At 57.9% G+C, this 14055-nt stretch carries 13 protein-coding genes; 5 read left to right on the top strand and 8 right to left on the bottom strand.

Annotated elements, in window-relative coordinates:
• Position 1: 1 nt before the first annotated feature.
• Both ACR3EM_RS20570 and ACR3EM_RS20575 read left to right on the top strand, forming a co-directional pair.
• Positions 2 to 1024 carry a trans-3-hydroxy-L-proline dehydratase gene (locus ACR3EM_RS20570; RefSeq protein ID WP_480472660.1) on the top strand — a complete coding sequence of 341 codons (1023 nt, stop codon included), beginning with the start codon at positions 2 to 4 and terminating at the stop codon, positions 1022 to 1024.
• 1 nt (position 1025) lies between these two features.
• The gene (locus tag ACR3EM_RS20575) at positions 1026 to 1712 is read left to right on the top strand and encodes a GntR family transcriptional regulator (RefSeq protein ID WP_480472662.1); all 687 of its coding nucleotides are present in this window, start codon (positions 1026 to 1028) and stop codon (positions 1710 to 1712) included.
• Here ACR3EM_RS20575 and ACR3EM_RS20580 read toward each other — a convergent pair.
• Positions 1700 to 2281 carry a YceI family protein gene (locus ACR3EM_RS20580; RefSeq protein ID WP_480472664.1) on the bottom strand — a complete coding sequence of 194 codons (582 nt, stop codon included), beginning with the start codon at positions 2279 to 2281 and terminating at the stop codon, positions 1700 to 1702. The two genes, ACR3EM_RS20575 and ACR3EM_RS20580, sit on opposite strands and share 13 nt — an antisense overlap.
• A gap of 98 nt (positions 2282 to 2379) precedes the next feature.
• On the opposite strand from ACR3EM_RS20580, the gene ACR3EM_RS20585 reads away from it, so the two are divergent.
• The 3 genes from ACR3EM_RS20585 to ACR3EM_RS20595 are packed head-to-tail and all read left to right on the top strand — an operon-like array spanning position 2380 to position 4770.
• On the top strand, positions 2380 to 2904 hold the full coding sequence (locus ACR3EM_RS20585; protein ID WP_480472666.1) for an RNA polymerase sigma factor: 525 nt from the start codon (positions 2380 to 2382) through the stop codon (positions 2902 to 2904).
• Positions 2901 to 3638: a hypothetical protein gene (locus tag ACR3EM_RS20590; protein ID WP_480472668.1), complete on the top strand. Its 738-nt coding sequence runs from the start codon at positions 2901 to 2903 to the stop codon at positions 3636 to 3638. Before ACR3EM_RS20585 ends, ACR3EM_RS20590 begins: the two co-directional genes overlap by 4 nt.
• A 52-nt stretch (positions 3639 to 3690) precedes the next feature.
• Positions 3691 to 4770: a helix-turn-helix domain-containing protein gene (locus ACR3EM_RS20595; RefSeq protein WP_480472670.1), complete on the top strand. Its 1080-nt coding sequence runs from the start codon at positions 3691 to 3693 to the stop codon at positions 4768 to 4770.
• A gap of 34 nt (positions 4771 to 4804) precedes the next feature.
• Here ACR3EM_RS20595 and ACR3EM_RS20600 read toward each other — a convergent pair whose 3' ends face one another.
• From ACR3EM_RS20600 to ACR3EM_RS20630, 7 genes are all read right to left on the bottom strand, one after another.
• Positions 4805 to 5881 (bottom strand): DUF2793 domain-containing protein, encoded by a 1077-nt coding sequence (locus ACR3EM_RS20600; protein WP_480472672.1) that lies wholly within the window; start codon positions 5879 to 5881, stop codon positions 4805 to 4807.
• A 119-nt stretch (positions 5882 to 6000) separates the two neighbouring features.
• A complete protein-coding gene (locus tag ACR3EM_RS20605) occupies positions 6001 to 7437 on the bottom strand; it encodes a mannose-1-phosphate guanylyltransferase/mannose-6-phosphate isomerase (protein ID WP_480472674.1) in 1437 nt (478 codons plus the stop codon).
• Between the two features lie 28 nt (positions 7438 to 7465).
• Entirely contained in the window at positions 7466 to 8359 is an 894-nt protein-coding gene (gene galU, locus ACR3EM_RS20610) for a UTP--glucose-1-phosphate uridylyltransferase GalU (RefSeq protein WP_480472676.1), read from the bottom strand.
• Positions 8360 to 8572: 213 nt separating this feature from the next.
• Entirely contained in the window at positions 8573 to 10378 is a 1806-nt protein-coding gene (locus ACR3EM_RS20615; protein ID WP_480472678.1) for an ABC transporter ATP-binding protein, read from the bottom strand.
• A gap of 1 nt (position 10379) precedes the next feature.
• Positions 10380 to 11309, bottom strand: a complete 930-nt coding sequence (locus ACR3EM_RS20620; RefSeq protein ID WP_480472680.1) for an ABC transporter permease subunit — start codon at positions 11307 to 11309, stop codon at positions 10380 to 10382.
• Between the two features lie 10 nt (positions 11310 to 11319).
• Positions 11320 to 12243, bottom strand: coding sequence for an oligopeptide ABC transporter permease OppB (oppB, locus tag ACR3EM_RS20625; protein WP_480472682.1), 924 nt, complete (start codon positions 12241 to 12243; stop codon positions 11320 to 11322).
• Positions 12244 to 12309: 66 nt separating this feature from the next.
• On the bottom strand, positions 12310 to 13938 hold the full coding sequence (locus ACR3EM_RS20630; RefSeq protein WP_480472684.1) for a peptide ABC transporter substrate-binding protein: 1629 nt from the start codon (positions 13936 to 13938) through the stop codon (positions 12310 to 12312).
• Positions 13939 to 14055 lie beyond the last annotated feature (117 nt).

The following is a 14055-nucleotide window of genomic DNA, read 5'->3' on the forward strand; positions in this document are numbered from 1 at the left end:
CATGCGCAGCACAAAGACCATTCACGTCGTATCGGCCCATGCCGAAGGAGAGGTCGGTGACGTGATTGTCGGAGGTGTCGCACCTCCACCCGGCGACACGATCTGGGATCAGCGCAACTTCATCGCCTCGGACCAGACCTTGCGCCGTTTTGTATTGAATGAACCGCGCGGGGGCGTGTTTCGGCACGTCAATCTGCTGGTCCCGCCCAAGCATCCTGACGCGGATGCTGGGTTCATCATCATGGAGCCCGAAGACACGCCGCCTATGTCGGGCTCAAACTCAATTTGCGTTTCAACCGTGTTGCTCGATAGCGGGATCATCCCGATGCAGGAGCCCGAGACACACATGACGCTCGAAGCACCCGGAGGGTTGGTCCGCGTGCGGGCCAAGTGCCGCAATGGCAAGGCCGAGCGTATTTATGTTCAGAATGTCTCAAGCTTTGCGGACAAGCTAGACGCCCGGATTGAGGTTGAAGGGATTGGTAGCTTGCGCGTCGACACCGCCTTTGGTGGCGACAGTTTTGTCATTGTGGATGCCGCGGATCTTGGCTTTGCATTGACGCCGGATGAAGGTGCAGACTTGGCCCGCACTGGTGCCGGGATCACCGACGCTGCAAATGAGCAGTTGGGTTTCAACCATCCCACCAAGGATTGGAATCACATCTCGTTCTGTCAGATTGCTGGGCCCTTGCGAAGAGAAGGTGAAATCCTGACCGGCCGCAATACGGTTGCCATCAAACCGGGCAAGCTGGATCGTTCGCCTTGTGGCACGGGGGCCTCGGCGCGGATGGCGGTGCTGTTGGCAAAGGGGCAGATGTCAGCGACCGACCGGTATCATGCACGCTCGGTAATCGACAGCGAGTTCCGCTGCCGAATCGTGAATCAGCACGATCTGAACGGTCGTAATGCGATTACCCCGGAAATATCGGGCCGGGGCTGGATCACCGGCACGCATCAGCAAATGCTGGACCCGGATGACCCGTGGCCGGGCGGCTACCGTCTGAGCGACACCTGGGGTGCGTAACATGGGATCCAAACGCGCCATTGCCCGCCGAAGCCTGCCTGATGTGATCGCCAGCGATCTGCGTGAACGTATCCTGAGCGGTGAACTGGCCGAGGGCGAAACCATCCGGCAAGAAGCGCTTGCGGAAGAATATGATGTGTCCCGTATGCCAATACGCGAAGCCCTTAAACAATTGGATGCCGAGGGGCTGGTCGTCTTGACCACAAACCGAGGCGCGACGGTCACCGAGCATTCGCTGGACGAGATAGCCGAGATATTCGACCTGAGGGTTTTGCTTGAAGTTGACCTGTTCCGGCGCGCCATCCCTGCGATGACCACTGTAGAGTTTGCAGAATGCAAGGATATCCTGAAACAGATGGAGGCATCATACGACGCAAACGATGTTGGCCAATGGGGTGCGCTGAACCATCGTTTTCATACAGCTCTTTACGCTGCGGCGGGGCGCGGCTTGACCAATGAACTGCTGCATCGGGTATCGCTGCAATCCGATCGCTACATCCGCATGCATCTGAGCGTGATGCAGCAGCGCGGGCCTGCCCGCAAAGAACATCGAGAGCTGTTGCAGCTGGCGCAGGCCGGTCAGACTGACGCGGCCTGCGCTCTGCTTGCGACGCATATCGGGCGAACCAAAGAAGAACTCATTACACTGATGACAGCCCGTCGCGCCACAGAGTCTCAGCCCTCCTGAGTGAACATCAGGCGTGCTGTGACGGGGACGGTGCGGGTGATGCTGGGCAGTTGCGCCAGTTCCATCAGCTTGTCGACACCGGGGGTAACCCCTGCATCCTCGGCGCTGATAAAGACCATGTCATTGGTCGATACCATGACTGCATCCTCGCCGACCCGCAGGATGAACATATCGGTGTAGAAATCGACCTCGGTGCCTACCAGCGACAGTTTGGCGTCCACTTCCATCACGGTGGTTTCCCCTACGGCCAACTTCGAGACAGCATCCATATCGATCTGGGCCGTCAACGTTGCAGTGGCGGCCTTGCGGAAGACATGCTCGATCATGCGTTCGTTGCGAATGTCGATATTGGTCTCAACCGAAGACAAGTCGATATCGATCTCGACCTTCCCGTCTTCGCTGACGTGACCCGAGAGGTTTGAGAAGGAGTTAACCTCTCCCACATCCTCGATTTTAACAGTGCCATAGGCCAGATGCGAGGCGTCAGAATCCAATGTCCAGTTGGCCGCAAATGCGGGCATTGCAACAATTGCCGACGCAATCGTGAATGTTTTCAGCAGAAGTTTCATTTCTTTCCTCCAGAGTCTATGTCAGTTCAAACCAAGCGGGCCCGGTCCCATGCCAAAGCAAACACACACAGGTCGCGATTTATTCGATGAGTGTTGAAATGAGTTCCGAACAAGCCGTACGCGGCGCGATCCAGACCCACTCCAAACGGGTCTGGCGTTTTGGGCTGGCTCTGTCGGGCGCTTCGGATATTGCAGACGATTTAATGCAGGCGACTGCGTTGCGGGCGTTGGAGAGGCACCATCAGGTCACTTCTTATGACCGTTTGGACAGCTGGCTGATGACGATCTGCCGCTCGATCTGGTTGAACGAAATCCGCGCACGTTCGGTTCGAAAGGCGCAGGCGCTGTCCGTGACGCCCGAATCTGAATTAATTGCATCCGGACCCGATTCAGAAACGAATATTTTCGCCGCTCAGGTGTTTACTCAAGTGATGCAACTGCCAGAAGCGCAGCGCGAGACGGTGATGCTTGTATTTGTCGAAGGATACAGTTACCGCGAAGCTGCTGCTATGCTGGACGTTCCCATCGGTACGATCATGAGCCGGTTGTCCAACGCCCGGCAGAAACTGAAATCCGTGATGCAGCACGACGGGGCTGACATCGTGCGACGGAGTGGCAAATGAAGTTTTCAGATGAGACGCTTCTGGCCTATCTGGAAGGCAGTCTTGAGGAATCCGAGGCCCGCGCCATTGAGGACGCAGTGGCCGATGATCCGGCGCTGGAATCGCGCCTTATGGCACTCGATCCGTTCGCTGCGGCGGTTCAGCAGGCCTTTGAGGATGTGCCCGCCAAGACGCCGCAGGTAGATCTGCCTCAACCTGTCGCGACGCAAAGCTCTGCTGGGCCTATGCGCCTTTTGGCAGTTGCGGCTTCGGTTGCAGTCATAGCGGTTTCAGCCACATTCTGGTCCACGCGCCCCGCGGAACTGGGCTGGGCCGCGCAGGCGGCGATTTACCAGTCGCTTTATGTGCCGGAAACCATCGCCTCGCTGAACAATTCGCCCGAGGCGCTGGATGCACAGTTTGCCCGCGCCGAAGCAGAGTTGGGCCGTTCGCTGAACCGGGATGTGCTTGAGGCGTTGCCCGGGCTTGATCTGAGGCGGGCGCAGGTGCTGTCGTTCAAAGGCAAACCGCTGATCCAAATCGTTTTTGCGGACGCACAGGGTCAGCCCTTTGCGTTCTGCATTATCCGACAGGGTGAGGGTGCGCCAGCGAAGGATGTGAACCTGGCTGTGCTCAGCGGGCTGGCGACAGCCACCTGGGCGGGCGATGGCTATGGCTATATGCTTCTGGGCAGCGACCAGCAAACCGATCTGGGTAACGAGCTTAGCATCCTGACCGAGACCTTTACCGGCTGAACAGTTCGAATACCCCTTGTGAACCGCCGTAAATGGTCGAAGAATATCGGCCATGACGCCTAAACCTCTGACATCGGATCTGGATGACGAGGCCACCGAAGAGGGGCCCCGCAGTATATACGACGCTGATCCGCCGGAAGATGAAGATCTGTGGTTTCTTCCTCCGCCTGATGACGAAAACCCTGAAGATCTGCTGACACCGGGGCCGCGGCCCGAGCAGACACTTTTGTTCGATCCCCGAGACTGGCGCGCGGCGCAATCCGAACTTTCCGCCGATCTTGCGGATCTTGCCCTGACCTTCGGTGCGTTGGATGAGCGGTTGAGGGCAGGCCCGTCGGGCTGGGGGCATCGGTTGGCATTGATGGAGGTCTCGGACCTGGGCTGGTGGACCGGTGACCGGATCGGGGTCGATCGCCTGGCGCTTTGGACGGGGTTGCGGATCGGGGCGACGAGTGATGATGTTCAGGCCCTCTATCGCGCAGGCTGGGCTGTGCGCAGGCTGACCTCGGGCGCTGGCCCATCGGACGGCGGATGGGAGACAGGTCTCACCGCATTTCTCGACCGTCAGGCGCAAGGGATTGAAGATACGCCCGAAGCGGTCGCCGATCTGGCCGAGGTGATGCGCAGCGCGGACGGATTGCATCCGGTCACGCTGGCCGCTGTTGGCTTTCATGCATGGAGGGCGTTTTCCCCCGGAATCGGACAGGACACCGAAGCCGCAATCGTCGCGAACCGACACGCCGCAACGATGGGGCGCGGCGGGGCGTTGTTTATGCCGCTGGCCTTGTCTGGACCAGGCGCTTTACGCGGCTCCGGAACAGTTGAGGAAAAACTGGCGGCCTGGGTGCGTGGGGCGGGGCAGGCCGCACTTGCCGCCTTGCTGCATTTGGACCGGATCAGCGCATGGGAAACGCGCGCGCGCGATGCAACGTCAGACTTGAGTGGGCGCACACCGCCCGTTTTGATCGATGCACTAACGGCCTGGCCAATGGTCTCGGCCCCGCTGGCTGAAGAACTGACCCAATCCTCTCGTGCCGCCGTTCAGCGAAATCTGGACAAATTCACCCGAAGAGGCCTGATCCGAGAGGTTACCGGGCAAGGGCGGTACCGCGTCTGGACAGCAGATTTGTGATCGCCCGGACCATAGGCTCGGGCGATCAGAAGGCTCAGAACCAGCGGCCAATCGCGATAAGTGTCGGTGACAGAGTGGTTGCATCAGATGTTGCAGATATCACTTGATAGGTAACCTCCGTCTCCGACGGCGCATCGAAGCCGAGGAATCGGTTGAGCCCGCCACCATTGCCGCTGATGACGGGTGCCGTACCCGAAGCGAAAGCGATGGGGAAATCCCAGTTTGCCGAGCTGCTGGCAAAAAGGGCACCGGTCGCCGTGGTGCACCCAACCGCGCCCAGTGTCGCTGTACAAATTTGTGTGCCGTCGGCAAACCGCACATAATCGCCGTTCGCGCTGCTGCCACGTTCGATAACGGCCCCGCCGGGGGTGCCGCCAGTTTCCGAGACCACGCCCAATACGTTGCCGGGCCCATAGCCATAATCTGCACGCATCAAGCGCCCCGGCGTGGTGTCGTCAACGCTGCTTTGCACCGCCGCGCCGCTTGCAGTGCCATTGCTGGCATCGATCCGCAATGCCTCGGTCCAGCTTCCGCCGTCGGGTGAAACTTTGATCGAAAACTCGGTGCTGCCGGACAGGCCCATTTCGGCATGGCCGGTCCAGTTCGACTGGAACAGCAACGAGGCCGTATCACCAGCACCCGCCTTGTTGATCTTCAACTGATGCCCGCTTCCCTCGTGGGTCAGCAACGTGGCCGGGCTGCGCACCGCCAGCCGGTTGGTGCTGTCGGACCCTGTGGTGATCCCGACACCAGACAGGTTTTGCGTACTGACGGGCGGGTCAATCCAATCCGATCCGTTCCAGACCTTGATCTGACCCGATCCCTGATCCCAGGCCTGCCAACCAATGCCGGGCGTCACGAAATGCCAAGCATTGTCGATCCACGCGGCCAATTTACCGGCCTGACCGCTCCAGTCGCCGGTTGGAGAAGCCCCCAAGGCGTGGATTTCACCCTGATCCGGTGCGGCCGGCGGAACTGTGGAATTCAACGCCGCAAGGCTAAGTTGCACGACCAGATCCAGCGCCCGCAGCGCTTCGTTATGGGTGACGTGTTTCTGGGCCTGCGCGGGTTGCAGATAGGGCAGGTTCAATCGGGGTGAGTTTTGTGGCACGGGCGTCCTCCTATGGCTGTCGGTCCGACGATGATTGCGCGCCACCCTGCCGTGATCCGCGTGAATCTCGCCTGACCGGGCCGAACGCCCGATTTATCATGTGTTAAAAAGTCCAGCCGCTAATCGCGTGCATATATATCTTCGTATCGAATGATATCGTCTTCACCGAAATAGGTTCCGGTTTGCACTTCGATCAAAACCATCGGCACCTTGCCTGGGTTTACCATCCGATGCACCGCACCCAGCGGTACGTAGACTGACTGGTTCTCGGAAACCAGTTGCACCTTGTCATCAATGGTGACTTCAGCCGTGCCTTCCACGACAATCCAGTGTTCGGACCGATGATGGTGCGACTGCAGACTGAGCGAAGCGCCGGGGTGAACATGGATCCGTTTGACCTGAAACCGGTCGCCGATCACAAGGCTTTCGAACCAGCCCCAGGGACGGTGATCGACAGGCAGGGATTCCGCCTGTTTCGCGCCCTTGGCTTTCAATGCGGCGACGGCCTGTTTGACGTCCTGGGCCCGATCCATACTCGCCACAAGAACTGCGTCGGGCATCGCGACCGTGATCACATTTTCAAGTCCCATCGCAACGACTTCCTGAGCCGGGGCTTCCGAGCGAACCAGCACATTGCGGCAATCGATGGCCGTGACCTCGCCCGAGGTTGCGACACCGTCAGCGTTCGGGTTGCTCAGTTCTTGCACCGCGGACCAGCTACCCACATCTGACCACCCGGCGGCATAGGGAACCACGCTGAGGTTGTGGGCCTTTTCCATCACGGCATAGTCGATCGAGATATCCTGAACCGTGCTCCATGCTTTTGGATCAAGACGCAAGAACCCCAAATCGGACTGAGCTTGCTCAACAGCCGATCGCACCGGTGCCAAAAGGTCTGCGGCGTGTTGTTCGAATGCGTGCAGGATGTCTTTCACGGCGAACAGGAAGATGCCCGAGTTCCAAAGGTAGCTGCCGTCCGAGACCATCGCTTTGGCGCTCTCAAGATCGGGCTTTTCGACAAAGCGATCCAATTGAACCGCCGCCCCAGATGCATCGGGCGAATGGCGTAGCTTGAGATATCCATACCCCGTCTCGGGTCGATCAGGTGTGATTCCGAATGTCACCAGGTCGCCGCGGTCGGCTATGGTGCGCGCGCCTTCGGCCACGGCCGCGTGAAAGGCGGAGGTGTCTGGGATGACGTGATCCGACGAGGCCACCAGCATCACTGCATTCGGGTCAGTTGAAGCAAGGTGCAGCGCGGCGGCCAACACGGCCGGTGCTGTATTGCGCCCCTCAGGCTCGATCAGGATCGGGCCGGGATTGACACCGATCTCGATCAATTGCTCGGGTACCACGAAGCGAAACGCTTCGTTGGTCAGGATCAATGGCTTGGCATAGGGCGCATCATCCGGCCCGCGCAGACGCTCTGCGCATTGTTGCAGCAGGCTGGTTTCCCCAATTAGCGGTACGAACTGCTTGGGATAACTTTTACGTGACAACGGCCAAAGCCGCGTGCCAGAGCCGCCACACAGGATGACCGGATAGATCTTGCTCATGATGGCTGCTCCCTCAGACCGGATCGTTTTATTGGGCGGCCTGGTCCGAGGCGACGATGTCATGCAGATAGCGGCTCAGATCGTCCCGCAGATCTTCGCGATCCAGTGCAAAGGAGACGGTTGCCCGCAGGAATCCTGCTTTTGAGCCGCAGTCGAAGCGCCGACCGTCAAACTTGTAACCGAAGACGGGTACGCCGTTGGTGATGTCTTCGGCAATCGCATCGGTCAGCTGGATTTCACCACCGCTGCCCGCTTTCTTCTGGTTCAGGTTATAGAGGACCGACGGACCCAGAATATAGCGACCGATCACAGCCAGATTCGATGGCGCTTCTTCGGGTTTGGGCTTTTCGACCATGCCCTTAGCGCGGACGACCGTGCCGACATTCTCGCCAGTATCCAGAATTCCATAGGAACTTGTCTTCTCGTTTGGAACTTCCATCGCGGCCACCATGTTGCCGCCAGTTTCCTCATAGGCCTCGACCATCTGCTGCAGACACGGTTTGTCAGCTGCGATCACATCATCAGGCAGCATGACCGCAAAGGGTTCGTCCCCGATCAGGCGACGTGCGCACCACACCGCGTGGCCCAAACCCAGAGCCTTGTGCTGGCGGATATAGGCAATCGCACCGCTTTCCATGTTGGTTTCGTTCAGAACTTCCAGCAGTTCGTCTTTGCCTTTGGATTTCAGATCCTGTTCAAGCACCAGATTGTGGTCGAAATAATCCTCAAGTGCAGATTTGCCGCGCGAGGTTACGAAGATGAATTCCTTGATCCCAGCGGCACGGGCTTCGTCGATGGCATACTGAACCAGCGGGCGGTCGACCAACGTCATGATCTCTTTTGGAACCGATTTGGTCGCCGGCAAAAACCGCGTACCCATTCCTGCAACAGGGAAAATCGCCTTGGTGACCTTGCGTGTCATATTACCTCTCAAATTCGATGCTCGTCCGGCGGGTTCTTCGATTGCCGGCGCCTCCACATAAGTCTTAAATCCGTATCAATCAATCGTACCAGGCATGGACACCGTGGACCGGTTGGAATCTGCCATTAACCTAAGGTCAGAGTCAAAACGAAACCGGATCAAGAACGAAACCGCGCCCCCAAGCCCTTGGCGGCATCAGGGGCGCGTAGAGTGTCAGCCTTTGGCCATGATGGCCTCAAGCGGATCATGTTCTGCCACAAAGTGATCCGGTGCCACTTCGCTAAGTTGCGGCACATAATCCACCTCGCCTGCCGATAACCGACTGGGCAGAAAACGCAGCGCTGCTTTCGGATCCATGGGCGACGGCAATTCTCCGGGAAGTTTAAGCCTTTGGCGGCTGCGCTCGACATCCGGGTCGGGGATCGGCACCGCCGAGATCAGAGACTTTGTATATGGGTGAATAGGCTCGGAACAAATCACCTCTCCATCACCCAGCTCCACGATGCGACCGAGATACAAAACCATGATCCGGTTCGAGATCGCACGCACCACAGACAGATCGTGGCTGATGAAGATCATCGACAGGCCGAATTCTTGTTGCAATTCGCGCAACAATTCGACGATTTGAGCCTGAATGGACACATCCAAGGCCGAAACGGCTTCGTCACAAATGATCAGTTTTGGCTTGTTGATCATCGCACGCGCGATTCCCACACGCTGGTTCTGTCCACCGGACAGTTCGTGCGGATAACGATTGATCATGTTTTCATTCAGACCGACCCGTCCCATCATTTCCGCGACCATCTCTTTACGCTCGCGCTCGGTTAGATCGGGGCGATAGGTTTTCAACGGTTCTGCAATCGAGGCCGAGATTGTCATACGTGGATCAAGGCTGGCCAGCGGGTCCTGAAACACGATCTGCAGATCTTTGCGATACTTGTTCAACTCGGCGCGTTTCAGACCAACAATTGGACTGCCCAACCAGCTGACATTGCCTGCACTGGGTTCGATCAATTGCAGAACAGCCCGTGCCAGCGTGGATTTGCCGCATCCGGACTCGCCCACCACGCCCAGGGTTTCACCCTTGCGGATGTCAAAACTGACGCCATCAACCGCTTTCAGCGGCACCTTGCGACCGAACAGCCCGCCCGAGACATGAATGGGGAAGTGAACCTTAACGTCATCGACCTTGAGCAGCGGTTCTTCAACGGCAGGCAATGCCTTGGGCGCATCGCCCGCATCAATGCGCGGCATGGCCTCAAGCAGGGTGCGCGTGTAGTCGTGCTGAGGCGCGCGGAAGATCTCGCGCGTGTCACCTGCTTCGACAAATTCACCCATGCGCATGACCTGAATCCGATCACACATCCGCGCCACAACGCCCATATCATGCGTGATCAGCGCAATCGCGGTCCCTTCATCCTTCTGCAGACGCACCATCAGGTCCAGAATGTCGGCCTGAACGGTAACATCCAGAGCGGTCGTGGGTTCATCCGCAATCAGAAGTTTGGGATTACAAAGCATCGACATGGCGATCATCACGCGCTGACGCATCCCGCCCGAAAGCTCGTGCGGATACTGATCCAGACGTCGTGCCGCCTCAGGGATGCGCACCCGGTTCAGCCAGTCCAGGCAACGTTGACGCGCGGCTGTGCCCTGCAGGCCTTCGTGGATTTGCAAAACCTCACGCATTTGCTGGCCTACCCGCAGATGCGGTGTCAGGGCGGTCAACGGATCCTGAAAGATCATGCCCACATCCGCGCCACGGATGCGGTTCAACTCATTTATAGGTAGGTTCAGGATTTCCTTGCCGTTCAACATGGCGGAACCCGAGGCGTGCCCAGCAGGCGGCAACAGCCCCATCGCGGCCATGAAGGTCTGGCTTTTGCCCGATCCACTTTCACCAACGATCCCGAGGCATTCACCGGGGTTGATGTCGAAGCTGATGCCTTTCACAGCCTCGACCACGCCATCTGGTGTGTCGAATTGGACGCTCAGGTCCTTGACGGAGAACAAACTCATATCAGCGATCCTTCGGGTCCAGAGCGTCACGCAGGCCATCGCCGATGAAGAACATCGTGATGATAATGGTGACATAGAAAGTCAGCGGGTACATCAGCTGCCACAGGGTGCCATAGCTCATGGTGCCGGCCCCCTCGGCAATCAGACGCCCGAGCGAGGTGTAAGGTTCCGAAATGCCAAGGCCGAGGAACGAAATGAAGCTCTCGGTCAGGATCATTTCGGGCACCAGAAGCGAGGCGTATACGATCACAACACCCAGAAGATTGGGCAGGATGTGACGATACATGATCGTGAACTCGCCAACGCCAGCGGCGCGCGCGGCCTCGATGAACTCACGGTTCTTCAGGGTCAGGGTCTGCCCACGTACAATTCGCGCCATGGTCAGCCAACCGACTGCCCCAAGGGCAATGAACAACATGAAGAATGACCGTCCCGCGACAACCAGCAGCAGAATGATGACCAGCGTTGCCGGGATCGCTAGAAGGATATCGACAAAGCGCATCATCACGCTATCGGTGCGTCCGCCGATATAGCCTGCGGCGATGCCATAGCAAGTGCCAACGATCAGCGCAGTCGCTGCGCCAATCAGACCTACCAGCAGAGACGTCGTGGTTGCCTGAATAACGCGGCTGTAAAGGTCGCGTCCCAGGTCATCGACACCGAAAAAATGGCCGGTCTCTACGGACGGCATGCCCATGCCACGCACGTCCCCCATGACGTTCCAATCGATCTCTTCATTATCCCAGATCGCAAAATAGGGACCAACGATCGTGAACAACACGATCATCCCAAGAATGAAGACGCTCGCCATTGCCGCTTTGTTGCGGACAAAGCGCATGCGTGCGTCTTGCCAGAGCGATCGCCCCTGAATGACCGTGTAATCTGTGATTTCTTCGGCCAGATGGGCGGCTTTTTGTGATTTTCCTAGCATGGCCAGCCCCTTAGTAGCGGATTTTTGGATCGAACCAGGCATAGGCCAGGTCGGTCAGCAGATTCACGATAACGGTCAACGCGCCATAGAGGATCGTGACACCCAGCAGCACGGCATAGTCGCGGGCGAGAGCTGAGTTCACATAGGCTTGCCCCAGACCACCGGTCGAAAAATAGATGTCGACAAAAACCGAGCCCGTCAGCACATAGACAAAGACCGGGCCCAGATAAGAGACGACCGGCAGCAGCGTGGGCTTCAGCGCATGACGCCAGATCACAGTTCTTGTGGGCAAGCCTTTGGCACGCGCGGTTCGGATAAAGTTTGAGTTCAAAACCTCCAACATCGACGACCGGGTGATCCGCGCAATCGAACCCATATAGGACGTCGCAAGCGCGATGACGGGCATCACCAGATACTGCCACTGGCCGCCATGCCAGCCCCCACCCGGCAGCCAACCCAGCCACAACGTGAAAGTCAGGATCAGGATCGGACCCATGATGAAGTTCGGCAGGGCTTGAGCGGCAATGCCCAGCCCAACGGCAAAGTAGTCGATCCAGGTGTTATGCCGGATCGCAGCTGCAATCCCCAGTGTAACGCCCACGGCGGTCGCAAACAGGAACGACAGCGAGCCATAGGTCAGAGAGATCGGAAAACCCTGTGCGATGATGTCGTTGACGTCCCGATCCTTGAATTTGAAGGACGGACCAAAGTCGAAATGCACAACGATGTTATAAAGGTAGTCCCACAGCTGTTTCCACAGCGGTTGGTCCAGTCCGTAGCGCGCCTCGATATTGGCCAGAACCTGCGGCGGCAGAGGCCGCTCCGAGGTAAAGGGCCCACCGGGTGCCACGTGCATCAGGAAAAAACAGGCGACGACCAGCAACAGGATCGTCGGAATGGCGACCATCAGCCGCCGGAAACTATAGGCAAGCATTTCATGCCCCCGCGTTTATTGGCTTTGCCCCGGACGATACCGGGGCAAAGCGTGGGTCAAAGACGATTATTCGGCGAGCTTATAAAGGTTCTTCGAATACCAGTTCTGCTCGACATTGTTCACCGGCCAGTTGCCCACATCGCTGTCCATCATATAGACACCGGCATAGTGGTAGATCGGGATCACCGGGGTTTCCTGCGCGATGATACGCTCGACCTCGGTGTAGAGCGGCGCTGCGTCATCCGCAGTCTTGGCTTCGGCCAGCAACTCGTCCACGCGGGCATTGTTGTATTTGCCGTCGTTGTAACCTGAATCCGACTGCAGCAGGTCGAGGAAGGTCGAGGCCTCGTTATAGTCGCCACACCACGCGCCGCGCGCCAGATCGAAGTTCTGGTTGCCACGTTCTTCCAGGAACACTTTCCATTCCATATTGGCCAGTTCGGCTTGAACGCCGAGCTTCTGCTTCCACATCTGGCTCAGAGCTACTGCAACCTTCTTGTGGTTTTCCGAAGTGTTATAGACCATCTCGAAGCTGAGTGGGTTGTCGGGGCCATAGCCCGCTTCGGCCAACAGCTCCTTGGCCAGTTCGTCGCGCTCAGCTTGCGACATCGAAGCCATTTCAACCGCTGGAACGGTGAAACCTGCGGTTGCTTCCGGCGCAAATGTATAGGCTTGGGGCTGACCACCGGCCATCACTTTTTCGGTGATGATCGCGCGATCAACGGCAAGCGACAGGGCCTGACGCACGTTGGGGTCTTTGAAGGCCTCCGGGCCGCCCTCGGACAGGTTGAAGGTATAGTAATAGTTACACAGGCGCGGGAAGCTGATGGCTTCTTCCGGGTGCTCCTGGCTCAAGCGCGGATATTGACCTGCTGGAATTTCGGTCCGATCCAGTTCACCTGCCAGATAGCGGGTCAGGGCAACGTTTTCATCGTTGATGACCAGCGCCACAACCTTGTCGATGATCGTGTTGTCGTTGTCCCAATACATCTCGTTACGCTCGCGGACCGAGCGTTCCTGCGGCAGATGCTCGGTCAGGACATAGGCACCGTTCGAAACGATGTTCTCGGGGCGCGTCCAGGCATCACCGAACTCTTCAATGACCTTCTGCGGGGCAGGGAATGTGGTCGAGTGGGTGGTCATCTGCGGGAAATAGGGCAGGGGGGCGCTCAGGCGTACTTCCAACGTCTTATCATCGATGGCTTTAACGCCCAGCCCGTCCACCGGCTTTTCGCCTGCGATGATGTCGGCTGCGTTTTCGATCGACATCAGCTCCATGAACCACGCATAAGGCGAGGACAGTTCAGGATCGACGGCACGTTTCCAGGCATAGACGAAATCGCCTGCCGTAACCGGATCGCCGTTTGACCATTTTGCGTTGTCGCGCAAGGTAAAGGTGTAAACGTTCTTGGTGTCGTTGACTTCAAATCCGGTGGCAACACCGGGAACCAGATTGCCTTCTTCGTCTTGATTCATCAGGCCTTCGAACAGATCGCGCACGATCTCAGCGCCCGAAACATCTTCGACGACCTGAGGGTCAACCGAGCTGTGTTCGTCAAGGATACGATAGGTAAAGGTCTGGTCATCGGCCAATGCCTCACCAGTTTCCGGGTGGGTGCCCGCAGCGATTGCGGCACCAGCGATAATGGTTGAGGACAATAGCCCCGCCAACGAGGTTCGGATCAGTGTGTTCATGTGTTTACTCCCATTTATTGATATCAGAAGCCGCACCACTGCCGTGGGGTGACTCTTCTATCTATTCGTTTCCGGCATCTGCGATGGCAGCGCGTTGACCTAAATCGTGATGAGACA

It is taken from the genome of Ruegeria sp. AH3 (assembly GCF_056536265.1).